Annotated in this window: 23 protein-coding genes and 1 pseudogene; 16 read left to right on the forward strand and 8 right to left on the reverse strand. The window is 36.5% G+C overall.

Annotated features, from left to right (window positions below):
* Positions 1–7 precede the first annotated feature (7 nt).
* Positions 8–529: pseudogene (locus H280_RS27020) on the reverse strand (methyl-accepting chemotaxis protein); the annotation flags it as partial.
* A gap of 793 nt (positions 530–1,322) precedes the next feature.
* Here H280_RS27020 and H280_RS0112785 point away from each other — a divergent pair.
* From H280_RS0112785 to H280_RS0112805, 5 genes are all read left to right on the forward strand, one after another.
* A complete protein-coding gene (locus H280_RS0112785; RefSeq protein WP_020061523.1) occupies positions 1,323–2,483 on the forward strand; it encodes a 3D domain-containing protein in 1,161 nt (386 codons plus the stop codon).
* 100 nt (positions 2,484–2,583) lie between these two features.
* Entirely contained in the window at positions 2,584–2,811 is a 228-nt protein-coding gene (locus H280_RS0112790; protein ID WP_081625655.1) for a helix-turn-helix transcriptional regulator, read from the forward strand.
* Positions 2,804–3,277: a hypothetical protein gene (locus H280_RS0112795; protein ID WP_020061525.1), complete on the forward strand. Its 474-nt coding sequence runs from the start codon at positions 2,804–2,806 to the stop codon at positions 3,275–3,277. Before H280_RS0112790 ends, H280_RS0112795 begins: the two co-directional genes overlap by 8 nt.
* 148 nt (positions 3,278–3,425) lie before the next feature.
* Positions 3,426–4,874 (forward strand): choice-of-anchor I domain-containing protein, encoded by a 1,449-nt coding sequence (locus tag H280_RS0112800; RefSeq protein WP_020061526.1) that lies wholly within the window; start codon positions 3,426–3,428, stop codon positions 4,872–4,874.
* Positions 4,875–5,255: 381 nt separating this feature from the next.
* The gene (locus tag H280_RS0112805) at positions 5,256–5,888 is read left to right on the forward strand and encodes a class A sortase (RefSeq protein ID WP_020061527.1); all 633 of its coding nucleotides are present in this window, start codon (positions 5,256–5,258) and stop codon (positions 5,886–5,888) included.
* A gap of 270 nt (positions 5,889–6,158) precedes the next feature.
* Here the strand turns inward: H280_RS0112805 and H280_RS0112815 are convergent, their stop codons facing one another.
* From H280_RS0112815 to H280_RS0112830, 4 genes are all read right to left on the reverse strand, one after another.
* On the reverse strand, positions 6,159–7,544 hold the full coding sequence (locus H280_RS0112815) for a peptide MFS transporter (RefSeq protein WP_020061529.1): 1,386 nt from the start codon (positions 7,542–7,544) through the stop codon (positions 6,159–6,161).
* 175 nt (positions 7,545–7,719) lie between these two features.
* On the reverse strand, positions 7,720–9,297 hold the full coding sequence (locus H280_RS0112820; RefSeq protein WP_020061530.1) for a DNA-binding protein: 1,578 nt from the start codon (positions 9,295–9,297) through the stop codon (positions 7,720–7,722).
* A 226-nt stretch (positions 9,298–9,523) separates the two neighbouring features.
* Positions 9,524–10,921, reverse strand: coding sequence for an amino acid permease (locus H280_RS0112825; protein ID WP_020061531.1), 1,398 nt, complete (start codon positions 10,919–10,921; stop codon positions 9,524–9,526).
* A 307-nt stretch (positions 10,922–11,228) separates the two neighbouring features.
* On the reverse strand, positions 11,229–11,972 hold the full coding sequence (locus H280_RS0112830) for a C39 family peptidase (protein ID WP_020061532.1): 744 nt from the start codon (positions 11,970–11,972) through the stop codon (positions 11,229–11,231).
* Between the two features lie 403 nt (positions 11,973–12,375).
* Between H280_RS0112830 and H280_RS0112835 the strand changes: the two genes are divergently transcribed.
* The 11 genes from H280_RS0112835 to H280_RS26135 all read left to right on the forward strand — a co-directional run bounded on the left by H280_RS0112835 (position 12,376) and on the right by H280_RS26135 (position 24,139).
* The gene (locus H280_RS0112835) at positions 12,376–13,794 is read left to right on the forward strand and encodes an amino acid permease (RefSeq protein WP_020061533.1); all 1,419 of its coding nucleotides are present in this window, start codon (positions 12,376–12,378) and stop codon (positions 13,792–13,794) included.
* A 283-nt stretch (positions 13,795–14,077) separates the two neighbouring features.
* Positions 14,078–14,947 carry a cytochrome aa3 quinol oxidase subunit II gene (qoxA, locus tag H280_RS0112840; protein ID WP_020061534.1) on the forward strand — a complete coding sequence of 290 codons (870 nt, stop codon included), beginning with the start codon at positions 14,078–14,080 and terminating at the stop codon, positions 14,945–14,947.
* Between the two features lie 33 nt (positions 14,948–14,980).
* Positions 14,981–16,915: a cytochrome aa3 quinol oxidase subunit I gene (gene qoxB / locus H280_RS0112845; protein ID WP_020061535.1), complete on the forward strand. Its 1,935-nt coding sequence runs from the start codon at positions 14,981–14,983 to the stop codon at positions 16,913–16,915.
* A 13-nt stretch (positions 16,916–16,928) separates the two neighbouring features.
* Positions 16,929–17,531 (forward strand): cytochrome aa3 quinol oxidase subunit III, encoded by a 603-nt coding sequence (qoxC, locus tag H280_RS0112850; protein ID WP_020061536.1) that lies wholly within the window; start codon positions 16,929–16,931, stop codon positions 17,529–17,531.
* A gap of 2 nt (positions 17,532–17,533) precedes the next feature.
* On the forward strand, positions 17,534–17,845 hold the full coding sequence (qoxD, locus tag H280_RS0112855; protein WP_020061537.1) for a cytochrome aa3 quinol oxidase subunit IV: 312 nt from the start codon (positions 17,534–17,536) through the stop codon (positions 17,843–17,845).
* Between the two features lie 292 nt (positions 17,846–18,137).
* Positions 18,138–18,359 (forward strand): DUF4022 family protein, encoded by a 222-nt coding sequence (locus H280_RS0112860; protein WP_020061538.1) that lies wholly within the window; start codon positions 18,138–18,140, stop codon positions 18,357–18,359.
* A gap of 274 nt (positions 18,360–18,633) precedes the next feature.
* Entirely contained in the window at positions 18,634–19,809 is a 1,176-nt protein-coding gene (locus H280_RS0112865; protein ID WP_020061539.1) for a M20 family metallopeptidase, read from the forward strand.
* Positions 19,810–20,237: 428 nt separating this feature from the next.
* The gene (locus H280_RS0112870) at positions 20,238–21,707 is read left to right on the forward strand and encodes a spore germination protein (protein WP_020061540.1); all 1,470 of its coding nucleotides are present in this window, start codon (positions 20,238–20,240) and stop codon (positions 21,705–21,707) included.
* 1 nt (position 21,708) lies between these two features.
* A complete protein-coding gene (locus H280_RS0112875) occupies positions 21,709–22,824 on the forward strand; it encodes a GerAB/ArcD/ProY family transporter (protein ID WP_020061541.1) in 1,116 nt (371 codons plus the stop codon).
* Complete coding sequence (locus tag H280_RS0112880) at positions 22,808–23,986, forward strand: Ger(x)C family spore germination protein (RefSeq protein ID WP_020061542.1); 1,179 nt, start codon at positions 22,808–22,810, stop codon at positions 23,984–23,986. The genes H280_RS0112875 and H280_RS0112880 overlap by 17 nt, the downstream gene beginning before the upstream one ends.
* 12 nt (positions 23,987–23,998) lie before the next feature.
* Positions 23,999–24,139, forward strand: coding sequence for a hypothetical protein (locus H280_RS26135; RefSeq protein WP_020061543.1), 141 nt, complete (start codon positions 23,999–24,001; stop codon positions 24,137–24,139).
* An 82-nt stretch (positions 24,140–24,221) separates the two neighbouring features.
* On the opposite strand, the gene H280_RS0112890 is transcribed toward H280_RS26135, so the two are convergent.
* From H280_RS0112890 to H280_RS0112900, 3 genes are read right to left on the reverse strand one after another with little or no spacing between them, the layout of a single operon-like run.
* Entirely contained in the window at positions 24,222–25,622 is a 1,401-nt protein-coding gene (locus H280_RS0112890) for a nucleoside recognition domain-containing protein (protein ID WP_020061544.1), read from the reverse strand.
* Positions 25,603–26,322, reverse strand: coding sequence for a FeoB small GTPase domain-containing protein (locus H280_RS0112895; RefSeq protein WP_020061545.1), 720 nt, complete (start codon positions 26,320–26,322; stop codon positions 25,603–25,605). Before H280_RS0112895 ends, H280_RS0112890 begins: the two co-directional genes overlap by 20 nt.
* Positions 26,319–26,576 (reverse strand): FeoA family protein, encoded by a 258-nt coding sequence (locus tag H280_RS0112900; RefSeq protein ID WP_020061546.1) that lies wholly within the window; start codon positions 26,574–26,576, stop codon positions 26,319–26,321. The genes H280_RS0112895 and H280_RS0112900 overlap by 4 nt, the downstream gene beginning before the upstream one ends.
* Positions 26,577–26,855 lie beyond the last annotated feature (279 nt).

Raw genomic sequence — 26,855 nt, forward strand, 5'->3', positions numbered from 1 at the left:
TTTTTTGTTATTTCTTTGTTCCGATTAGTGCTTCTAGGCTTGTAGATAATTTTGTATCTACTTTTTGAGAGTCATTGATATGTTTTACCATCGTATCATTTACTTTTTTGAACATCTGTTGTGTTCTTGTAAACTCACGTAATACGTCTTCGTTACAATGTTTTTGCTGTTCGATTGATTCAATCACATTTGTAGCGCCTGTTTGTAGTGTTTGTACCATTGTTAAGATGTTTTCGATTTTTGCATTTGTATCTGCGCTTACTTCAACACCTTCATCAACAAGGTGAAGATTATCTTTTGTATTTTCATATGCTTTTTCAATTTCTTCTTGAATTTTCTTTGTTAAATCTCCAATGTTTTTTGTACTTTCAGCAGTGCTTTCAGCAAGCTTTCGAACTTCATTCGCAACGACTGCAAATCCTTTTCCATGTTCACCAGCACGAGCAGCTTCAATACTTGCATTTAAAGCAAGTAAGTTCGTTTGAGCAGCGATATTTTGAATCACTTCAACAATTTGTTCAATTTCTTTTGAACGCTCACTTAAGTGATTCATACTATTAGATGTACGTTGTGACTGCTCACCTAACTTGTTAATAACAGTAAGTAACCCATGAACGGAATTTTTTCCTTCATTTGAACATGTTACAATTTCTTCAATAGCTTGAATAAGCCCTTGTTCTTTGTGAAGCATATCATTGTTCAGCTCGTTGGAACGGTTTGTACTTGTTGTTACGCTGCTAAAACAGTCACTTAACTGTTGAACTAAATTCTGTAGCGTATGATGTTGGCGATTGACTTCTTCATGTTCACTGACAATAGCTAATACATTTCCATGTAATGAAGTGATGATCTTTTGGTGTTCTTGTTCTTTCTCATGTAACTGATGTTCTAATTCCTGTACCTGATTTTGTAACTGAGCAATTTCTTTTTCTAGTAATTTGCTTTTTGTAAACATAGTCTTCTCTCCAAGCTTTTATAATTTTCTTTTCATCTCGCTATTTGCGGGTTGTGGTGAAAAAATACCAAAATTAAGATAAATAAAAAGGAACAAGTAGAAAACTGCCCGTAAAAGCCCGATTGGTGATGGCTAATAATCAGTAGGGGATGAAGAAAAACCTCGCTGATTAAAGTTTCACTTTATAATGAAATTGTAGCACTATTTTTAAATATATCTATATAAAAATTAAAAAATATTAAATAAGTTCATTACAATTTTTTCATAATTCGTTATATTTAGTCATAAAAAATAAACTGTATTTAATGAGTTTGTAAACAAACTGTAAAACAAATCATGTATAAATGTAAGAGAAGGGAGTCGGATTATGAACTATTTTAAGCGTATCAGTAGTCTTGTATTAGCTGGATTTATTTGTTTCAGTGGTACAGTTGCTGTAAAAGCTGAGTCAAACGACGAGAAATTAAACAACATGCAGCAGCAATTGCAAAATAATAATAATGACATGCAGCAAAAAGAACAAGAAAAACAAGCTGTAATGAAAGATATTGAAGGCATTCAAAAGGAATTAACAGACTTAAATAATACAATTACAAAAAATAAAGAAGAACAAGATGCAATTCAGCGTAAAATTGATGAAACGCGTAAACAAATTGAGCAAAAAAAGACCGAGATTATTAATTTAGAAGAAAAAGTACTTATGCGTAAAGATATTATGAGAAAACGTATAGTCTCTGTTCAAGACAGCTCAAATGTAAGTTTAGTAGTAGAAGTAATTGTAGATTCAAAAAACATTGCAGATTTTCTGCAACGTATGACTGCAGTTTCTACGATTATGGATGCCGATAAAGAGATTCTTCGTTTACAAGAACAAGATCTTCGTCAAATTGAAGCCGATAAAAAGGTAATTGATGAAAAAGAAAAATCTTTAGAAGGCGATAAACAAAAATTAGCAAAAGCACAAGCTGATTTACAAGAAAACTTAAAGAAACGTCAAGATAATCTACAAGCTGTACAAGCAAAATATAATCAAATTTCTAGTCAGCTTACACTTGCTGCGCAAGAAAAATCAAAGATTGAAGCAGATATGAAGGGCGTACAAGATGCAATTGCTCGTGAACAACAAGCAGCTGCAGATCGTGAAAAAGCGCAGAAAGAACAGTCACAAGCGCAGGCAGTAAACAATATAGTTCCAGAAAAGCCAGCAAAAGGCGGAGGACGTGAAATTTTCGTAACAGCTACAGCTTATACGAACGATCCAGCAGAAAATGGGAAACAGCCAGGAGAGCATGTATTCTCCAGATATGGAGGATATGATTTAACAGCAAATCCAAATCTAAAATTAATTGCAGTTGATCCAGCAGTTATTCCGCCATTATCACGTGTATGGGTTGAAGGATATGGAGAAGCTATTGCTGCTGATACAGGTGGCGCTATTAAAGGATATAAAATTGATGTTTTCAAGCCAGATAAAGCGTCTTCTAGTGCTTGGGGTGTAAGAAAAGTTCGTGTTGTCATTTTAGATTAAAGTAAAAATCTACTTTGCAAAAGCAAAGTAGATTTTTTTATGATTAAATGTTAAGTTGAGTTTACATTTTGTGAAGTTTAGCATACAATAATGGTAAGAGGTGGTAAAATTGACCATTTACAATCGAGTAAAAGAACTGCGAGCCCGTTTTCATTTTTCACAAAGTGTATTGGCTGAAAAGGTGGGGGTAACGAGACAAACAATCGCTGCTATTGAAAAGGGGGATTATGTACCATCATTATTACTAGCGCTTATGATTTGTGATGTATTTGGTTTGCAGATGGAAGAGGTATTTGTATTACAAAAGGAGGAGAGAGAAAATGAATAGAATTTGTCTTTCTTATATCATAAATATAGGTATACTTGTTCTAGGAGGATGGGGGTTTGTTGAGTATTTTCATCTCATGACGGAACTTGCAAACATCATCCGTACTGAAAAGCAGACGTGGTATGTGACGATGAATATAACGCCAATCGCAGTAATGCTGATTGTAGGAGTTGTGATACCCATTGCTTACAAAGTACAAAAAAAGAAATATAAGAAATTATCATTTTGGATATTTCCGTTATTATTTCCAAGTGAAGATGAGCGAGAAGAAATATTGACGGCGAAAGCGTGCCGCACTACCCTTCTTTCATTATGGTTTATTATACCTTGTGCAGCTGCCACGTTAGTTTTTTATCCACTACTTAATCGAAACATCCCAGAATATCCGCTATACCTATTATTTTTCGTTTTATTAATCCAAATAACAATATTTCATATTTCTTTATATCGTAACAAGGTTGTGTAAAAGGTGTGCCAAAGAGCACATCTTTTTTTCATACTTAAAACTCGGGGGAATTTTCCGCATTTTTACAAAAGCTTAATGAAATGCTATAGAGAGAGTTTACAAATCCTTTTTACAATAGAAGAAGTATTGAAATTGGGGGGATTAGAGAATGAAAAAGATTTTGCTATCTGGGGGAATTATAGCAAGTGTCTTATGGACAGGCAGTAATGTGAACGCAGAAATAAATCAAGAAACGAAACAATTTGTTAATAAAATAGAAAATTTACCAAAAGGGAGTATTTCAAATCCGGCATTTCGTGGGCAAATAGAGGAAATGGTAAATAAATTTATTAGTAATAAACATAAGGATACAAAGTTAGAAAGAACGGCTATTTTCCAAATGCCAAGTGGAAAAGCGGAAATCGCTGCATCTTCATCGGACGGTAAGACGTTAGTCGTGACAGAAGCAGATTTAGGACAAATTAGTATCCTTTCAATAGAAAATTTACAGGATATTCAATTGAAAGGAACTGTTAGTTTGAAAGGGATTCATCCGGAAGCAGAGGTAACGAGTGCGACAATTACACCAGATGGTAAGTATGCATTCGTTGCTTTTCGTACAGGCGATAACTTGTACAATGCAAATAAAGGGAAGATAGCGGTTGTAGAACTATCATCGAAAAATATTGTGAAGACATATGAGGTTGGTGTAGGACCGGATTCTATTTCTTTATCAAAAGATGGTACAAAGCTCGTTGTTTGTAATGAGGATGAAGAAGGGGATCCAAATGACGGAAATGAAGTCAATATGAAAAAAACGAAGCGTCCGGGTACGATTTCTATCATTACGTTCCCAAGTGGAGATGTATTGCAAGGAATTCACCATGAGCTATCAATTGATATAAGTCAAATTGGAAACGGAACAGTTTACAAACATGATCCTCAGCCAGAATATGTTGCAATTAGTCCAAATGGAGAAAAAGCAGCTGTTACGTTACAAGAGAATAATGCAGTTGCTATCGTAGATTTACAAGGACAATACATTGAAACTATATTTGGTCTTGGAACAACAAAGCATAAAGCGGATTTGCAAAATGATGGTGTTGTTTCTTTTCAAGATGAAATAATTGCAAGGCCAGAACCAGATGGTGTAACGTGGGATCCATCCGGGCGTTTTTTAATTACAGCGAATGAAGGGGACCTAGGAAAAAATGAATTTAAAGACGGTGTAAAATCAGGGGGGCGAAATATTTCTGTATGGAGCCGGGGAGGTTCGTTTGTGTATGATAGCATGAACCTTATTGATGAGAAAGTTGCAGCTGCAGGTTTATATCCAGATAGTCGTAGCAATAGTCGTGGCAGTGAAGTGGAGAATGTTGCGGCAGGAACGATACAAGGAAGCCCTATTATGGCTGTTGCTGCTGAAAGAGCGAATGCAGTTCTCTTTTTTGATTTAACGCTTCCGATGTTTCCTGTTTATATTGGTCTTGTTCCATCAGGAGGAAAAGCACCTGAAGGTATCCATAAAATTAACAACCGTAATATATTCGTAAGTGCAGATGAAGCAGATGGAGTATTAAGTTTTTATTCTTTACAGAAATATATAAATCAAAATTAAAAAAACGACATAAAACCATCTTTTTTAAGTGGTCGAGAGCAACTGCCATGCATAGAAGCGGTCAGGGACCTTTTCCTGCCACGTGCGACGTTTTAAAACAAAGAAAGATAACGAGGTGTAGGTCCATTTTTATCTTCATGGCTGGGATTATGCCGCTTACTAAACTTCTAAATGAAATGTATGGCTGAGTAGTTACAAATAATAAAGTGAAACTTCCATCAGTGGGGGTTTTACTGCCTGTTAATGTGAGATAAAAACGGCACTTCTCATTTTGTTTTGGGAGTGCCATTTACTTTGTCTTACGTATGTTACTTGTATATCTAGCATTCTTACTTTATCATTTTATATAAGAGTAATTTTGTAAAGGAAAGGAATTGGAGCATGAATAAGAAAAAGATTTATAGTATACTGGCACTTCTTTTATTTATTGTAGGTGGCGTTTTAATTGCAAAACCATTTTATGATGGTTACAAAGCCGGAAAGACGCAAGATCAAAACGTACAAGCTATTAAGAAAATAAAGTATGAAAAACAAGAAACGAAATTTGTTGATGCTTCTAAAATAAACCAACCAGATTTAGCTGATGTAGCAAATGCTTCATTAGACAAAAAACAAGTGATTGGGCATATGTCGATTCCGAGTATTGAATTAGAACTACCGATTTTAAATGGTTCAACTGAGAAAAATTTATTATCAGGTGCAGCAACAGTAAAAGAAAAACAAGAGATGGGAAAAGGAAATTATGCGTTAGCAGGACATAACATGTCGAAAAAAGGTGTGTTATTTAGCGATATTTCGAAAGTGAAAAAGAATGATAAAGTATACTTATATGATAGTGAAAATGAATATGAGTATGCCGTAGAACAAATAACACAAGTTACACCGGATAAATGGGAAGTCGTTGAAGATCACGGGAAAAATGAAGTAACCCTTATTACATGTACGTCTGTGCTTGATAATTCCAAGCGATACGTAGTATCAGGGAATTTGGTGCAAACGAAAAAAATGAAATAATAAAAGTAACTACTTAGTTACTTTATGAAAAAAAGGCAGAAAAGCATTTTTTTAAATGGGCGAGAGGGACTGGTGATGGATAGGAGCGGTCAGGGCCTTTTTCTACCACATGCGATGTTCAAACAAAGAGGCAAGAATGTTGCAGGATACCTTCTGTTCAGCATGGCGGTGACTTGTATGTTGGAAAGTCAAATTGAATTTATATATAAGCAAGCAATAGAAAAAGGAGCAAATGCGTAAAAAAAGATGAGGGGCAACCCCTCATCTTTTTTAGTCCATCCACTTTACTAATCTTTTGGAAATCAATAGTAAGATACATCCTAAGAAAATAGCGACAGCTCCAATAACAGCGAATACTTCTGAATATCCTAATGAAGTTGTAAAGTTTGCTAACTGTCCACCTAAAATATTGGCAATACCTGTACTTGACAACCAAACGCCCATTAATAAAGATGCGAGTTTGACAGGGGCAAGGGAACTTACCATTGATAGTCCGACTGGGGATAAGAATAATTCCCCTAATGTATGGAACAGGTAAGTAAAGACAATAAAGAGCAGATTTGCTTTTTCGGCAATTTGGTGTTCGTTACTTCCTGTTTTTAACGTAGCGACAAGAAGAACCATATATCCAATTCCAAGTAAGATCATCCCAAGACCCATTTTCGTTGGGATTTTTAAATCACCGTGTTCTGTAGAAGCGAGCTTTGTCCAAAGTGTTGAAATAGCTGGTGCTAATAAAATAATGAACAGCGGGTTTACAGATTGAAACCAAGATGTTGGAATTTCCCAACCGAATATAGAGCGATCTACAAAGCTATTTGTATATAAAGTTAAAGAACTACCAGCCTGTTCAAATCCAGCCCAGAAGAAAACAACAAAACACGTTAAAATGACAATCACCGCTGTATGCTGTTTTTCTTTTTTCGTTAATGGTGTATTGCCAGCTGTTTTGTTGCCTGTTCCTGTTTGTAAAGCCGCTGTTGGTTTTTTACCAATATCACCAAGAAAACGATTTGATAATGTTGTAAATAAAATTTGTCCGATGATCATCCCGATAGACGCAGCTAAAAATCCATAGCGGAAACCGTAATGCATAACGCCATCTACTGTTGTTTTGAATAAATCTTCTGATAAATATCCGCAAACGAGTGGAGCAAGGAATGAACCGACGTTAATCCCCATATAAAAAATTGTAAAGGCACCATCACGGCGTGGATCATTTTCTTTATATAATTCTCCGACAAGGGTAGAAATATTTGGTTTGAAGAAACCGTTCCCGATAATAATGAGCGCTAATCCGAGGTATAGTCCTAATTGGCTTTGCAGTGCAAATAACGTAAGGTTACCAATTGCAATTGTTATACCGCCAATTGTAATCGCTAATCGTCTACCAAGATAGCGATCCGTTAAAAATCCACCAATCAATGGGGTGAAATAACAAGCGCCTGTATAAAATCCATAAATCGTAAGTGCCCAGCTCTTACTAAAACCAAGGCCACCGTTTATTAAAGCTGTTGTTAAATATAATGTTAATAATCCTCGTAATCCGTAATAGCTAAATCGTTCCCACATTTCTGTGAAAAAGAGTAAGTACAAACCTGGAGGATGTTTCTTTTTTGGCTGTTGTTTTTTATCAAACTGTAGCGCAGCTTCCATATGTGATTCCTCCTAACCTAAAAAAACATAGTTAATAGTTTTATATATTTAATAGTTTATTTTATTAACTTTTCAAAGTCAATAAAGGTCACTTTATTGTAAAAAATTATTCTTATATAGTGATGGGCTAGTTATGCACAAAAGAAATCCCCTCTCTATTGAAAGGGGATTTCTTTTATCGAATAGCAGATGTTCCAATTACAACCGTTTTATTTTCTTTTACAGTCGTATTTTGACGAAGGCGTAACGTAGCTTGCCCTGTTGTATTAGGGGCAATTTGTACATTCACGACTTTTTCAGCGACACCTAGGCTATTTGTCGTAAAGGAAAATGAATTACTATAACCGTAAGAAGAAGGCCAAATACCATTTTCGTTTTGAACTTTTGCTACTTGTGTACCACCACTTGTATAAATACCTAGGGAGTAATTATTGTAAGTAGTGTTTGGTAATAAATGATTTGCTTGTATTTTTATTTGAAATACACTGCTGTTTGGAAGAATACTAGGGTGAATAAAGTTATAATCGCTTGTTGAGACGTTTCCATCATCATTATTATTGCTAGTATTATAGCCGTAAGCACCAGGCTTAAATGTATTGGAATTAAACCATTGATATCCTTGGTTAGGAGCGCTCCATGGTTCTGGTTGCGGCTCAGTTGATGCACTTGGTTGTTCAAATGTTTTTAATGGTGTTGGTTTGTCTAATTGTAATCCGTTTACTTGATTTAAGCTTGTATATGTTTCTTTTGTAGAAAGCCATGTTACGATATTTGTTAATAAAGTAGCGTCGCTTTCTTCTTTATATCCATCGTATGTTTTTTTAGACTGTCCTGTATCTTCACGGACATATTTTGGCGTCGCATCTTCAACTGGCGAAGAGTCACCAATAAAGGCTGCTTTCCCTAAACCAACCTTTGAAACTGCAACGTAAGGGCCTTCAGCGATGCCCCCGCCGTTATATACACCACTATCGACAGCGTTATTCCACTTAGGTAAACCTTCTGGTAAGTAAACAATCCCTTTTGCTAAACTAGGGTTTACAATTGCGATTGTTGATCCGGCATGCATAGCAACAGATGAAACACCTGTAGTAATTCCGAATGATTGATCAGGCGCTACAATTTTATTTGTAGAAACATCACCAATTGCATTATAGCGAAAACGTACACCAAAGTTGTCTGATAGCCAATCAGAACTTTCTACACCTTGCATAGCTTGTGAAGATGCTTCTTCAGAAGACATTCCTTTTACTGGAGTTTCCCATGCTCCGCGGCGATACCCATTGAAAACTTCAGAGGAATCCCAGCGATTTTTATTACGGTCAGCGTTATAATGATCGGCTATAAAGAAAATACTGCCACCATTTTTTACATATTGCAGCATAGCGTCTTGTTCTGATTTTTTATAAGGAATGTTTGCTTCTGGAACGATGAACACATTGTAATCTTTTAAGTCATCATATGTAATAGGTGTTGATTTACGTAGTTCTTTTACAAAGTATCCTTTGTTTGCAATGCCGTTTCCAAAATCAGAAAATCCCCCATCAATAACCCAATCAGCTGTCCCTGCTGTTTGCCCATGTGTATTATCAAATAATACTTTTTTCCCAGCGTTTTCGTTCACAATTTTTGCTGCAATTTGTGGAGCTGGATCTAAAGCGCTTTCAGCAAAAGTCGTTGAACTAAACATGGTAGCCATACTTAAAGTCATTCCTGTTGCGAGTGTGAGTTTTAGCCATTTTTGTTTCTTCATAAATAATCCCCCTAAAGTAAGTGAAGTAAGAGTGCGATTTGCTCAACTAACTATCAAATGCCCCTATGAATAAAAGTGTCCCTGTATTACTTTACCGAAATATAACGGAAGAAAAAAGGGGGGATTCATAAAATTTTGTAAAATTAAGATGAATTTTGTTGAGAAATATTTTTTTGCAGCAATGGAAAAGAAAAACCCCTTCCTCATATCAAGGAAGGGATTAGCATTACCCGATTTGCGAAGAAGATTTCGCTGTTTTGTCTGTTGTATGAAAGCCATTTGCATAATAAACAACTACTAAAGCGATGAGCCAAATTGGTCCAACGATTAATGCGATGCGTGTATCAGCAGAATATGCCATAATTCCTAATACTAAAACAAGGAAAGCGAGCGTAAAATAGGAGCTAAGTGGGTACAATGGCAGTTTGTACGTTAATTTGCCTTGCGCCTCCTGTGATAGTCCCTTGCGGAAACGAAGCTGTGCAACTAAAATGACGCCCCAAGTCCAAATTGCTCCGAACGTGGAAATACTTGTTAGCCATGTAAATACTTTTGCCGGAACAATGTAGTTTAATACAACGCCTATTAATAATACGAAAGCTGTTGCTAAAATTCCTTTGCTTGGAATTCCATGTTTATTTAATTGACCAAATTTTTCTGGTGCTTGTTTTTGCTGTGCTAATGTAAAGAGCATACGGCCTGTACTAAAGAGACCACCATTACAAGAAGAAAGAGCAGCTGTTAAGACAACAAAGTTAATAATTCCTGCTGCTTTCGCAATGCCGATTTGTTCAAACGTTAGTACAAATGGGCTTCCTTTTTCACCAATCTCATTCCATGGATAAATTGCCATCATAACGAATAAGGCACCTACATAGAAGATTAAGATGCGCCAAAAAACGTTATCAATCGCTTTAGATAATGTTTTTTTCGGGTTTTCCGCTTCTCCAGCTGTTACCCCAATTAACTCTACTCCTAAGTAAGCAAATAGTACCATCTGTAATGACAGAAGAAGGCCAGAAAATCCATTTGGGAACCAACCGCCGTGTGACCAAAGATTTGAAATTCCAGTCGCTACGCCGCCGTTTCCAAAACCGAATAAAATAATACCGGTGCCAATTATAATCATACAGATAATTGTGACAATTTTAATTAAAGCAAACCAAAACTCAAGTTCTCCATACACTTTAACCGATAAAAAGTTTAATGCGGTCATTAATACAAGAGCAATTAACGCCCAAACCCAACGTTCAGTTCCTGGGAACCAATATTCCATATAAATTCCTGCCGCTGTAATTTCGGCCATACAAGTTACAACCCATAAGAACCAATAGTTCCAGCCCGTTATATAACCTGCTAGCGGACCTAAATAGTCATGTGCATATTTACTGAATGAACCTGCAACAGGTTGTTCAATTGCCATTTCTCCAAGCGCTCGCATAATGAAAAAAATCGCAAGGCCTGCAATAATATAACCGAATAAAATAGACGGTCCTGCTAGTTTAATAGCGGAAGCTGATCCTAAAAATAGTCCAACCCCAATAGCAGACCCAAGCGACATAAGGGTAATATGTCGTTGCTTTAAGCCACGGTTTAAGTTTTCTGTTTTGTTTGTGTGCTGCATAATAAACCTCCTTAACTAATAAGAAAAATACTGTATCCGCTTACAAAACTATTTAACTATTTAAAATTATAAAACATTTCCAACTGTTATGCTACAAAAAAAAGACAATGTTTTCTGTACTATATAAATATGTTTTCATGTTTTACCACATAAGTCGCTGCTATGCAGAATACATCCTGCTCGTTACTTGCTTGCTCCTTGTGTTTTAAAACATGGCAAGTGGCAAAAAAAAGCCCTGACCGCTACTACACACGGTCAGGTGCTCTCGCCCTCCCATAAAAAAAGGGGTTTTGATAGCTTTTCATCGTTACAAAACAGTAATTGCTTGTTTACCCATTTGTTCCCACGCTTTTTCAAATTCAGCACGTGGAATACTTTTACGCGGACCATCGGCAAGTGGATCATTTATATATACAGAGTTTTGATCGTAACCAACAATAACGGCACTATGTTCATAATATGTAACCATTAATTCCCCAGCATTTGTATTCCACTTTTCAAAGTTGCCCTCATCTAGCGGTTTAAAGGTTGTATTTGCAATAATCCATACTGGAGAACCAGCACTAAGTACTTTATATAAATCCTTCACGTCTCTTCCAGATAAATCAACTGCTTTATTTGGAACGTATTTTTGTACTAATTGAAAAATTGGCTGATGGTATACTCCATAACCTGATTCAGATTTTGTGTAAATATTCCCAACAAACCCTTCGTGTGGATTTCCTCGCACACCGTTCGCTTCAAATGGGACATGAGCAATTTCATTCGCAAGTGTCATTTTGTCCACTTTAATTCCTTTATATTGCAGTAACATTGCTAAGCTCGTCACTTCACAACCACGTTCTAATTCAGGAAGTTGTTTTATAAATGGAACATTTTCAATCATCACTTTGTCTTTCATTTCAAATGAAAAATCCACCCGAAGTTCCTGGGTTTTTTGAAAAATTTTATTTTTCCCTGTTTCAATCACACCCATAACTTGCGTATTACAAGCTACACCCAAAACAACACCAATACCTAAAATACATACGTATTTGACAATCCTACCCATTTCTCTAACTCCATTACATAATTATTTTCTTACATTTCGAAAAGTAACACACTTTCCATTGTACATTTGTTTTCGTTAGTTTACTAGAAGGTTTATGTGAATATTATTCTAATATCCATATAAATAAAAATAATTATAAGGTCCCTTTTTATTGAGAGGGGCCGTACATACGTAGTGATCAAGGCCTTTTCCAGCCATATGCAATGCAGATCAGAACATTTTCTGCATAGCGACAATTTGTATGTCGAAATATCAATGAATTAACTCATTAATATTATAATTCTGACTTTTTAAAATAAAGGGAAAAATAAATATACATTTTTAGAATATTTTGTTAAAATAAAATATGCTTAACTTAGTTAAATTTCTACTAATCAAGATGAAAATATGGGGTGAGGGGTATATGATCCAAAAGGAGAAGCAGTCAAATGAACTAAAACGTACGATGCAAAGCAGACACCTCTTCATGATTGCTCTAGGAGGCGTTATCGGAACTGGATTATTTATGGGGTCTGGGCAAATTGTTCACAATGCTGGACCGGGCGGAGCTATTCTTGCCTATTTAGTCGGCGGGTTTGTTATGTATTTAACTATGCTGTGTCTTGGCGAGCTAACAGTTGCAATGCCTGAAGCAGGTTCTTTTCAAAGTTATGCTAGCAAATTTATTTCACCTGGTTTTGGATTTGTCGTTGGATGGATGTATTGGCTAAACTGGGCTGTGACTGTCGGGGTTGAATTAACGACTGTCAGCATTTTAATGAAGCGCTGGTTTCCTGATGTTTCATCTTGGATATGGTGTGTCGTATTTGCTGCTATACTCTTTATTGTAAACGCTTCCTCCGCACGTGCATATGCGGAAGCTGAGTTTTGGTTTGCAGGTGTTAAAGTAATGACAATTATTGTTTTTATTTTACTCGGCGGCGCTGTTATGCTTGGTTTATTAGACTTTAACGGTAAGCCCGCACCACTGTTCCATAACTTCACAGAAAATGGCGGATTATTTCCAAACGGACTTCCAGCTGTTCTTCTTACAATGATTACCGTTAATTTTGCGTTCCAAGGAACAGAATTAATTGGTATTGCTTCAGGTGAAAGTAAGCAGCCAGAAATAACAATACCACGCGCTATAAAAAATACAATTTGGCGAACACTTTTCTTTTTCGTTCTTGCAATTACTGTAGTCGTAGGATTACTACCATGGCAAGAAGCAAATCTTGTAGAAAGCCCGTTCGTACTCGTTTTTGATACAGTTGGAATTCCTTATGCAGCAGATATTATGAACTTTGTTATTATTACAGCTGTATTATCGGTGGCAAACTCTGGGCTATATGCAAACTCTCGTATGCTTTGGGCGATGTCGAAACAAGGAATGGGAAGTCCACGCTTCACAAAATTAACGAAAAAAGGGGTACCAATCAATGCCTTAATTTTCAGTTTAATCTTTGCTGGTCTTTCTCTTCTAACAAGTGTATTTGCCGCTGATACGGTCTTTTTAGTGCTAACATCGATTGCGGCTATGGCAGCTGTTGTTGTTTGGATGTCCATTGCTGCATCGCAATTTTTCTTTAGAAGAGAATTTATTAAGAACGGCGGGGATATACGAGATTTAAAATACCGTACGCCGCTGTACCCGCTTGTTCCTATTGCAGCGTTCTCTTTAAACTTTGTTACATTTATAAGCTTAGCGTTTATTCCCGACCAGCGCATTGCTTTATATTGTGGCATTCCATTCATGATTATTTGTTACATTTTCTATAAAGTAAAATATAAAAAAGTTGTCACATTTGAACAGCAAAAAAACGTCTCACGAATGATAAACTGAATATATAGAATTTTTTGTTATCTCATTCTATTATGAGATAACTTTTTTCTAGTTATTGGATATTTTGGTATAACTTTATTTATCTTAAAATTTTAAAAATCGAGTTATGAGTTAAAAAATAGTTTACAATATGAGCAAGTTACAAATGTTTTTCAACGTAAAAACATTGCATTTGTGTCTATTTTTTAACAATATCTCAAAAACTATTGCTAACTATAAATTAATAGGTTTATATTGTTTTATTGGCATAGTTTCAATCCAAGGAGAAAGGAGATTTTCAATCGTGCAACTGAAAAAAAGAATTTGGAAGTTGGCTTCACTTCTTCCACTATCATTACTCTTGTTCCTCGGTGGATGCGAAAAAATCGCTGTATTAAATCCACAAGGACCTGTTGCAAAAACGCAGTATGATTTAATTATTTGGTCGCTCATACTGATGTCAGTAATCATTGTAGTCGTATTCGTCCTGTTTACAATTATTTTAATTCGTTACCGTGAAAAACCAGAAAATATGGACTATGAGCCACCTGATATACACGGCAATACTCTTTTAGAAGTTATCTGGACTATTTTCCCTGTTATCATCGTGATTGCATTGTCAATCCCGACAGTAAAAGCAACGTATGCGACGGAAAAGCAACCGGAGCAAACAAAAGATATTAAACCTGTTGAAATTTACGTTACATCTGCTAACTGGAAATGGTTATTCAGTTATCCTGAGGAAGGAATTGAAACCGTTAACTATTTAAATGTACCAGCAGGTGTACCAATTCAATTTAAATTAACTTCTGTTGGTCCAATGAATGCTTTCTGGGTTCCTGAACTTGGTGGAATGAAGTATACAATGGATGGCATGATTATGGATTTATTCTTACAAGCTGATAAACCAGGTTCTTACACTGGACGTAGTGCAAACTTCTCCGGTGAAGGATTTACTCACATGGAGTTTGAACTTGAAGCAAAAACAAAAGAAGAGTATGACAAATGGGTAAAGGAAGCAAAAGGTGCTCCTCCGTTATCCGAAAACAAATATAAAGAGATTATCCAACCAGGTGTAGTAGGGCGTATGACATACTCTAATACACATTTAAAATATGTAGATCCAAAATCACTTGAATATTGTGATTACAACTACTACAAAAACAAAAAGTAATAACGATTATTCCAACAGATTGGAGTGAATATAGTGAAGCTTGATGAATTTTTTGTCACAGGCGATCCGATTATCTACGGTGCGGACGTATCTATTGTTCTTGTGACGTTAGGAATCATTTTTGTGCTGACAAAGTACAAAAAGTGGAGATGGCTTTGGGATGAGTGGTTAACTTCTGTTGACCATAAGAAAATTGGATTAATGTATATCATTTCAGCAATTGTAATGATGTTCCGCGGCGGTATGGACGGATTAATGATTCGTGCTCAGTTAACGTTTCCTGACACAACATATTTAAACGCTGAACATTATAATGGTATCTTTACAACACACGGTACAGTTATGATTCTCTTCATGGCAATGCCGTTTGTTATGGGACTTATGAACGTTGTTGTTCCTCTTCAAATTGGGGCACGTGACGTTGCATATCCTTTCTTAAATGCATTGAGTTTTTGGTTATTCTTCGTCGGTGCTATGTTATTTAACATCGCCTTCGTTATCGGTGGTTCTCCAGACGCTGGGTGGACATCGTACTTCCCAATGGCTGGTACAGAATTTAGCCCTGGTGTAGGAAATAACTACTATGCAATTGCATTGCAGATTTCAGGTCTCGGGACGCTGATGACAGGGATTAACTTCATGGTAACAATCTTAAAAATGCGTGCACCAGGCATGAAGTTAATGCAAATGCCAATGTTTACATGGTCTATTTTAATTACATGTGTAATCATTATCTTTGCTTTCCCAGTATTAACAGTTGCTCTTGCATTAATGTCATTTGACCGTCTATTTGACGCTCACTTCTTTACAATGGCGAGTGGCGGTATGCCAATGCTTTGGGCGAACTTGTTCTGGGTATGGGGTCACCCTGAAGTATATATCGTTATTTTACCGGCATTCGGTATTTTCTCTGAAATCGTAAGTACGTTCTCACGTAAACGATTATTTGGATATACAGCAATGGTTTACTCAATGGTTGCAATCGCAACTCTAAGTGGTCTTGTATGGCTGCATCACTTCTTTACAATGGGTGCAGGACCAGCAGTTAACTCATTCTTCTCGATTTCGACAATGGCGATTTCGATTCCAACGGGTGTTAAGATCTTTAACTGGCTGTTTACGCTGTATAAAGGTCGTATCCGTTTTACAGTTCCAATGCTTTGGTCATTGGCGTTTATTCCAAACTTCGTAATTGGTGGGGTTACGGGGGTTATGCTTGCGATGGCAGCAGCTGATTATCAATACCATAACAGCTACTTCCTAATCGCTCACTTCCACTACGTATTAATCGCAGGTACAGTATTTGCGATGCTTGCTGGATTTACATTCTGGTATCCAAAGATGACTGGTCATATGTTAAATGAGCGTCTTGGTAAATGGACATTCTGGATCTTTATGATCGGATTTAACATCTGTTTCTTCCCAATGTACTTCCTAGGTTTAGATGGTATGACTCGTCGTATGTACACTTACTCTGCAAACCTTGGATGGGGTGGATTAAACATAATCGCATCTGTCGGTGCAGTAATGATGGCAGTTGGTTTCGCCTTATTATGCTACAACGTAATCTATAGCATTCGTCATGGTGAGCGCGATTTAACTGGGGATCCTTGGGATGCTCGTACACTTGAGTGGGCGACACAATCTCCAGTACAACATTACAACTTCGCAAAATTACCAGAAATTAAGCATAGCGATGTATTCTGGGAAATGAAGAAAAACGGTGAGTCTATTATACCAAAACCTGAAGAATTAAAACCAATTCATATGCCAAGCAATTCAGGTGTTCCAATTATTATGTCTTGTTTTATTGGTCTTGCAGGTTTTGCATTAGTATTTAGTTGGTTCTGGTTAGCAATTGTCGGTGGTATTGGTATGTTAGGTTGTATGATCTGGCGTTCGTTTGATTACGACGACGGATATTACGTTAGCGTAGATGAAATTAAAAAGACAGAACATGTTGCATGAGAGGTGAAACGAAATGGCGGCTTTAGATAAAAGCTTACCTCTAGAATATCAATCTGAACAAAGCAGATTGAATATTTTAGGGTTTTGGATTTTCCTTGGGGCTGAAATCGTGCTATTTGCAACACTTTTCGCCTCTTACCTAGTATTAGCTGGTCGTACGGCAGACGGGCCAACACCAGCACAAATTTTCGAAGTAAAGCCTGTTATGATTGAAACACTACTACTTTTAACAAGTAGTTTCACATGCGGGATTGCAATTCATGAAATGCGTAAAGAAAACAAAAATGGTATGCTCCTATGGTTTATCATTACGTTACTATTAGGTGCTGGCTTCCTTTACATGGAAATTGAAGAGTTTATGATGTATGTTGGCCAAGGTGCTACACTACAAACAAGCGGATTCTTATCTGGATTCTTCGTTCTTCTTGGAACGCATGGTGCCCACGTAACAGGTGGTATCATTTGGGCAACTTGTGTTATTATCCAAATTTTAAAACGAGGATTGACACCAGTTACAGCTCGTAAAGTATTCATTATCAGCTTATACTGGCATTTCCTTGATGTTGTTTGGATCTTCATTTACACACTAGTTTACTTGAACGGGATGGTGGCGTAATAATGGGACAAAACAATACACAAGCAAAAGCACATGCTCATAGCGGATTTCCGTGGTCACACGTTTTCGGATTTATTTTATCGCTTGCGTTAACGTTCTTAGCTTTATATGTAACGTTAGAGACAAGCTTGCCACTTTCAACAATCTTAACAAGCATTCTTGTAATGGCAGTGGCACAAGCAGCATTGCAATTAGTTATGTTTATGCACATGACAGAAGGAGAGGGAGTAATACAAACACTTACAATCGTATTCCACTTTTTCATTGCGGCAGTAACGGTTGTTGGTACAGTTTGGATTTTCTTCTCTATGTAATATGCTTTCAAAAACCTGTTGGGACATTGTCTCAGCGGGTTTTTTTGTAATTATTTCTTAAGGTTCACTTCCATGTATGGTAAAATATTACTATTATATATAGATGCATAAAAATCCTTTTCTTTTTCGGTGGGCGAGAGCAACTGGCCATGCATAGAAACGGTCAGGGCCTATTTTTGCCACATGCGCAGCGAAAACCAAAAAGAGTAAACAAGTGTAGGTTCCTTTTTTCATAGTAGCAATCTATATGTAAAAAAATAAATTTTATATATAACTAAGGAAGTGTCAATACATGTCAATCTCAACTTTAGCCCTTTTATTAATCGGGGAAGTACTTGTTGCAATTATACTAATTGGCTTAAGCATTGAAATTTGGAGTTATGGGTGGAAAAAAACAAAGGCAGTAAAATATTCTTGTCTCTTATTTTCTCTTATTATGGGAACGTGTAGTGTATTAGGACTTTGTGTCGCACCTGCTTATTTCTTTTTACAACTTATAGATAAGAACCTTTGAGTATATAAAAAAGGCGGAAAAGCATTTTTTAAAATGGGAGAGAGGGACTGCCGATGCATAGAAATGGTCAGGGCCTTTTTCTTCCGCGCGCGAAGTTCAAACAAAGAGAGAACGAAAGTAGCAGGTTATTTTTTGTTTAGCATGGCGGCGACTTGTGTGTTGGAAAGTCGAGTTTGATTTATATATAATAACTATAACTATCAGAATAATTTTTATTTTCATTAGTATACAAGTTATAATAACAGTTAATCTCATGAAGAAAGGATGATTGTGTATGGACCTGATCCAAGGAGCAGCTATTTCAAAGGAACAGCTTATTCAGTGGAGAAGATATTTTCATATGTACCCAGAGCTTTCTTATTCTGAGGAAAAAACATCTCAAATGGTTTATGATATACTGCGAACATTTCCTCATCTAGAAGTTTCGCGTCCAGCGCGTTATAGTGTAATGGCGCGATTGATTGGTAAGCGACCGGGACGAACAATTGCGCTTCGTGCTGATATGGATGCATTGCCGATTGAAGAGGAAAACCAGTTTGATTTTGTTTCCTGTTATAAAGGAGTTATGCATGCGTGCGGACATGATGGACATATGGCGATGTTACTGGGAACAGCATACACACTTTCAAAAAAATATGATCAAATCGAAGGGGAAATTCGCTTTTTATTTCAACATGCTGAGGAAAATTTTCCGGGTGGTGCACAGGAAATGGTGGACGCTGGTGTGATGGAGGGTGTTGATTGCATTATTGGTGCACACCTTTGGTCACCGCTGGAGGTTGGGAAAATTGGCGTGATATATGGTCCGGCGATGGCTGCTCCAGATGCATTTTCAATTACGATTATCGGGAAAGGTGGACATGCTGGTATTCCGCATGAAACAATTGATAGCATTGCGATTGGTACACAAGTTGTTTCTCAATTACAACAAATTGTCTCCAGATTCACGAATCCGTTAGATTCATTGGTGTTATCGGTAACGCAGTTTCATGCAGGGACAACCCATAATGTAATTCCTGATAGTGCGACAATTGGCGGGACGGTGAGAAGCTTACGAAATGAGCTTCGAAAGCAAACAGCAGAGCGCATTGAGAAAATCGTAAAAAGTATTACAGAGGCATACGGTGCAAACTATACATTTACATACGAATATGGATATCGCCCAGTTGTAAATGAAGAAGCTGTAACAAGTCATGTAGAAAATACGGCATTGCGGCTTTTAGGAAAAGAATGTGTTGTTCGTTTACAGCCGACAATGGCTGGAGAAGATTTTTCAGCATTTTTACAAAAAGCTCCAGGTACATTTTTCTTTATAGGGGCTGGAAATGAAGAAAAAGGGATTATATATCCCCATCATCATCCACGTTTTACAATTGATGAAGATGCCTTGCCGATTGGCGTGGATATATTTGTTTCTTCCGTTTTGAACTTCATGAAAAATAGAACATAAGATAGTGTTTTATTAGAGTTATCCTGTTACTATGGGATAACTCTTTTTGTATATATTTTCTTTAAATAGAGAAATCTAACTATGTAAATTCATTTTACATTTTCGAGATCTGAGCCGCTGCTATGCAAAATATAACAGACTGCTACTGGCTTTCTATGCACGGCCAGATGCTCTCATTTCCCTCAAAAAGAAAGGGATTTTTATGTCGCTTTTTTAACATTTAAGCCGCTGCTATGCAGAACAAAACATGGCAGCTACTTGCTGTCTTATCTTTGTTTTAAACTTTGCACGTGGCAGGAAGAGGAACTGACCGCCTCTATGCATGGCCAGTTGCTCTCGCCTACCGAAAAAGAAAAGGGTTTTTATGTTAATTTTTCAAATTGCATCTATATATATAACATTTTGAAACAGAAAGTTAGGTGATATATATGATTGAATTAGATACTAACTTATCGAAAGTAACAAATGAAATTCGAAATAAGTTAGATTCACCTAATGATTTAACTGTGCGTGAAATTTCTCTTTCGGGGACAAATGATCGATGTGCAGTTATATTTTTATGCGGGCTAAGTAATAAAGATATGATTTATCGTTTTGTTATTCGACCATTGCAGTATGAAGAAATTCCTAAACAAGCTCCAATTATTCAAACATTAACGGATCAATTTTTGGCAGTTGGAGAAGTGAGTATCGTTAAGACATTTCCGGATGTTATGAATGCACTTTTAGCAGGCGATACAATTGTGCTACTGGATGGCATTCCTTCTGCAATAATTGTAAATTTTCGCGAATGGGAGAGGAGGAGCCTCAATTCACCGGTTACAGAGACAATAATTCGAGGGCCTAATCTAGGTTTTAATGAAGATGTGAATATAAACAAAATGTTAATTCGGCGTCACATACGTGACCCGCAACTGCGTTTCCGTTCTTATATTATGGGGAAGCGCTCACAGAAAGAAGTAACCTTAGTTTACATTGAAGATATTATTAATCCTTATATTGTAGAGGAGTTACATAAGAGAATTCAATCGATTGAAACTGATATTATTTTTGAAACAGGAACGATTGAACAACTGATACAAGATAATAATTTATCTCCGTTTCCTCAATTTTTAAATACAGAAAGACCAGATAATGTCGTAGCATCACTAGCAAAAGGAAAAGCAGCTATTTTAGTAGATGGTTCTCCATTTGCATTAATTGCTCCGATGGTGATGATTGATATGTTTCAATCACCAGAAGATCATTATGAACGTTGGGTAATTGGAATGTTGTTAAGAGGACTTCGAATATTAGCGGGCATGATTGCGATTTTATTGCCAGCTATGTATGTAGCTCTTGTTTCTTATCATCAAGGACTTATTCCCTCTACTCTTGCCTATTCAATTGCTGGAGCAAGAGAAGGTGTCCCATTCCCAGCGTATATCGAGACGCTCATCATGGCGTTCACAATGGAACTGATTCGCGAAGCTGGAATTCGTCTTCCTAAGCCAATGGGGCAAACGATTGGAATTGTAGGAGGTCTTGTTATTGGAGAGGCTGCTGTAAGTGCTGGGATTGTAAATCCATTTCTTGTCATCATTATTGCCGTCACAGCGATAGCTACATTTTCGTTGCCAGTATATAGCATTACGATTACTTTTCGTATTTTACTATTTGCATTTATTTTAGCTGCTACAGTCTTTGGGTTGTATGGAATTATTTTAGGGCTAATTGCATTAGCGATTCATATCGTCAATTTAACGAGTGTTGGAGTGCCATATTCTGCACCGCTTGCACCTGCTTTTTATAAGGATTGGAAGGAGGATGTGGCTCGTTTGCCTAAAGCGATGTTAAAAGAAAGACCTGAGTATTTACAACCGAAAGATAATACAGTGCGTTCGAAGGAGAGAGAATAAAGTGAAACCATTTGAGTATGGAGATGAAGAAATTGGTACTCGTGAACTCGGTTTTGCTGTTTCTTCTACTATTATTGGTACAGGTGCACTTTCGATGCCGCGCGTTATGGCAACCCATGCCCTTTTTGCAGATGGATGGATTCTTCTACTCATAGGTGGATTAACAAGTGCTTGTTTTGCATGGTTTATTATGAAGGTCGCCACTTTATTTCCGAAACAAAATTTTGTTCAATATGCGAGCGCATATATAACGAAGCCGATCACTTATATGTTAAGTATGATTTTAATCCTAACATTTACAGGAATTACGGCTTATGAAGCGCGAACAATTTCTATTATTTCGCAAACATATTTATTTAGCGATACACCTGTTCAGCTGTTGTCTTTTTTTTATTTGCTAGTCGTTGTTTATGGGGTTTGTGGATCTAGGGCAGGATTATTAAGGCTTAGTGTTCTGTTTTTACCGATTGTTTTTATTGCTATTATTTTGTTATCACTGCTAAATGTTAATTTAATGGAATTTGAAAATGTATCCCCATTTTTCCAAACTACAATGAGTAAATATATAGGAGGAATTAGAGAAACAGCCTTCACGTTTATTGGATTTGAGGTGGGATTTTTCTATGCAGCTATACTAAAATCAACGAAAAAGGCCCCACTGGCAGCAGTAAAAGGGGTTATGGTTACTGTTTTATCCTATATATTAATTTATGTTACTTGTATAAGTGTATTTACGTATTTAACAACTAGCACTTTAACATATCCAACAATTGAACTTGGAAAAGAGATTGAAGTAGGAGGGTTTTTAGAAAGGTTTGATGCTATCTTTTTTGTCACATGGATTATTACTATTTTTAATACAACTGCATTGTATTATGATGTTGCTATTTTTTTATTCTGTTCCATGTTTCCTGCAATAAAAAAACAAACATTTATTTTTATTAGTGCTCCTATCATTTATGTTATAAATATGATTCCAGGTAATTTGGACGTGATAAATAAGTACGGTACATATTTAGCTTGGGTTGATATGGCTGTTATGTTTGTTGTTACGTTTCTTATTTTTATTCTTTATAAAATAAAAGGAGGGGGAACGAAAAATGAAACCTCTTCTTAGCGTAATGAGTTGTATATTTCTTGTTTTCGTTATAAGCGGCTGCTCAGAACGGCAGGAAATTGAAGAAAGAGGATTTGTTGTTGGGGTCGCCTTAGATAAGGAGACTAAAAAAGGTGAAACAACAACTACTAGTCGTTCGCCTCTTGTAAAAGGAACCTATCAAATTGTGTTACCTAGCTCTTTAACGCAGCAGGAAATGAAAGACGGTGAGAAAAACTATATTAATATTAATGCAACGGCTGATAGTGTATTTGCTCAAATTCGGATTATTTCTAAGAAAATAAGTCGTTCTTTATTTTTTCCTCATATAGAAGCGCTCATCCTTTCTGAGGACTTATTAAAAAAACCTTTCGTTTTAGAAGATACATTAGATGTGTTTTTTCGTGATCATGAGATGCGCAGGAACATTCGCATTTTCGTTTCAAAAGGAAGAGCGGAAGAAATATTAAAACAGAGTGCGAAGCCAGAAAATTTACCGGCTAAATATGTAAGTATGATATCAGATCATGCCCGGAAAAATGCCCAAATGCTAGAAGCGGTTCGAATTGGTGATTTACAACAGAAAATGTCTGCTAGCAGAAGTTTTGTTCTTCCAGTCTTAGGACTAACGCGTCAGGGGATTAAAATGGAAGGAGCAGCTGTATTTCGCGGGAAAGACAAAAAGCTTGTAGGTAGACTAAATGGGATGGAAACATTAGGACTCAACTATATGATTGGGAAAAAAGTAGGAGGTTTTTTTAAAATCCAAAGAGGCAATCAACATATTGTATTTGAAGTTCGTGAGATGCGCCGAAAAATTCATGCATTCTTAACGGATCCTACAAAGCCTAAATTTGTAATTGATGTATATTTAGCTGGGACATTAGCAGAAGTTTATTTAAGAAAAGATCATAAGGCGATGAATGACAAGGAAATTAGCAAATACCTTGCAAAGGAAATAGAAAAACAGCTACAAAAAACAGTTAAAGTTGCTCAAAAAGATTTGAAAGTAGATGTACTTGGGATAGGAGAGTATTACAAGCGCAAAAATTATAAACAATGGATAAAAGTTAAAAAAAATTGGGATCAAGGCCAAAATTATTTTAGTACTAGTGATATCACTGTTCGTGTACATCCAAATATTGAACATACAGGGTCTGTGTTACCGATAAGACATGAGTAAAGGAGTAGTGTCATGTTTACAAATTTAGGGATTATATGTACGGTTTTAATGGCAACTCTCCCGTATACAGCGTATTTCCTTCATAAGAAAATACAAGAATATGGTGCGCAACCTTGGCAAAAACAAATGCAGCAAAAAAAGGAACCTGAGTAAGGCGGAGGGGACTGAAAAAGTCCGTTTCAAACTAAACAGAAGATAACCATCTATTTTGTGTTGGTTATCTTCTGTTGGTGTTCTATATGAGCCCTAACCAGTTTATGAGTTGTGCAGAAAGGAATGTAATAACAATGGCAATTACAGTAGGAATTGCAAAGGAAAGAAATGTCCATTTTGCACTTTTTGTTTCTTTATATATATTCACTAACGTTGTGCCGCACGGGAAATGAAGAAGAGAGAACAGCATCATATTTAATGCAGTTAGCCAAGTCCAACCGTGATCGAGAAATAACTGTTTAATTTGTGTTAAATCTTCTGATTCTGTTAATGAACCCGTTGATAAATAAGCCATTAATAAAATGGGAACAACAATTTCGTTTGCCGGTAAGCCAAGAATAAATGCAGCTAAAATATATCCATCAAGTCCGAGTAATTTTGCAAACGGATCTAAAAAGTTCACGATATACATAAGAAGACTTGTGTCTCCTATAAATACGTTTGCTAATATCCATGTTAATACCGCTGCAGGTGCTGCGACGATAACGGCACGTTTTAAAACGTATATGGATTTATCAAGTGTTGCACGTACAATCGTATCCCAAATTTTAGGCTTTCTATAAGGTGGTAATTCTAGTGTGTAGTGGGTCGGGACACCTTTTAAAGCTGTTTTTGAGAGTACCCATGATACGGTTAAAGTTACAATAATACCAATTACAACCATGGCGACAACAACACCGGACGTTACAAGTGTTTGCATACCACCTGTATATCCAGCAGCCATGAATAAAGATGCTAATAAAATAAGTGTTGGCCACCTGCCATTACAAGGAACAAAGTTATTTGTTAAGATTGCGAGCATACGTTCACGTGGCGATTCGATAATACGCGTTGACATAATTGCAGCTGCGTTACATCCGAATCCCATTGCCATTGTTAACGATTGCTTCCCATGTGCCCCGGCACGTTTAAAGAGGCGATCCATGTTGAAAGCAACGCGCGGTAAGTAACCGTAGTTTTCCAATAAAGCAAACATTGGAAAGAAAATAGCCATTGGCGGTAACATAACACTAATAACAGCTCCTGTTCCGCGGAATAAACCGAGAATAAGAATACCATGTAGCCATTTTGGGGCATTCATTGCTTGGAACCAAGCTGTTAAATAACCTTCTGCCCATCCGAAAAATTCAGCAATCATATCAGAAGGAACGTTAGCTCCTGCAATTGTAAGGTAAAAAATAATAGATAAAATAGCAATCATAATCGGGAAGCCGAATATAGGAGAAGTAAAAATTTTATCGAGCTTCTCGGAACGATATAATTTATTTTTATCCGTATATTGAACAGAATCCTTACAAATATGAGCTGAAGCACGATATATATCACTGACAATTTCATCACGAATGTCTTCTTTAACAAGTGTTTGTGCATGTTGCACGATATAGTCTAACGGAAGAGCTTTACTAGTTGACTGAGATTCCATTCATTACGACCTCCCTTACAAGTGGTTCTTCATGATGTTTTTGAAGAGATGCTAGGAAATTGTTGTCTCCATCTAAAATGCGAAGTGCAACCCAGCGAGTAGGATAAGAGTCTCCAAACACTTTATATATTTGCGGTTCGAGTTCCTGGATCATCTTTTCTATTTTCTCGTTATAAGTAATTTGAAAAGGAGTAGGAATTAATTTTCTATCTACTACTTTTTCAATTGCATTTAGCAACTGACCGATTCCGATTTTGTTGCGGGCAGAAATTTTCACAACAGGAACTCCAAGTGATTTTGCTAATTTTTTCTCATCGATTATAATGCCTTTTTTTTCTGCTTCATCAATTAAATTCACACATATAATTACTTCTCTTGTCATTTCCATTACTTGCAAGGCTAAGTTCAAATTTCTTTCCATTGCAGTAGCATCAACAACAACAACTGTTACCTCTGGTTTTTCAAAAATAATATAGTCACGTGCCACTTCTTCATCAGTAGAATTTGAGTATAAGGAATATGTTCCTGGCAAATCGATTACAGTATAGAGGTTTCCACGATGTTCATATTCACCTTCAGCTTTTAATACCGTTTTCCCTGTCCAGTTTCCGGTATGCTGTTTTAATCCGGTTAACGTATTAAATAATGTGCTTTTTCCTGTGTTTGGATTCCCGGCTAATGCGATGCGATATTTCTTCATTGCGAATCATCTCCTATTAAGTTTCCTAATATGAGAGAGCTCTCTTCATTTCGAAGCGCGATTGTTGTATTGCTTACTTGATATGCAGTGGGATCACCAAGTGGGCTCTTTTGTAATACCTTAATTGTTGCACCTGGAATGAACCCTAAATCTAGTAGACGGCGTTTCATCGTTCCTTCTAATTTGATTTTTTCAATTTGTACGAGCTGACCTGTTTTAAAAGTAGAAAGTGGTTGAGTTTTAACCAATGTCATAAGAGTTACCTCACCTCTATTTTTTTAGTACGAGTTCAAAAAGTTTCCCTAAGGAAACTTTTTATTAATATTATACTAGATGATGGGGAATGCTGTTGTCAATTATTACTTTAGAAATATTCAATTATTTCTTTAATTGTTCCAATTGAACATGTTATTTGTGGGCAGAACATACTCGAATCTCAAGAAGGTAATATATAAATGCAAATTGAGAAACCGATATAAAAACCCTTTTCTTTTTCGGTGGGGGAGAGCAACTGACCGCTACTATACATGGCC

The sequence above is a fragment of the Bacillus sp. 123MFChir2 genome (assembly GCF_000383235.1).
In the GTDB taxonomy this organism is placed as follows: Bacteria; Bacillota; Bacilli; order Bacillales; family Bacillaceae_G; genus Bacillus_A.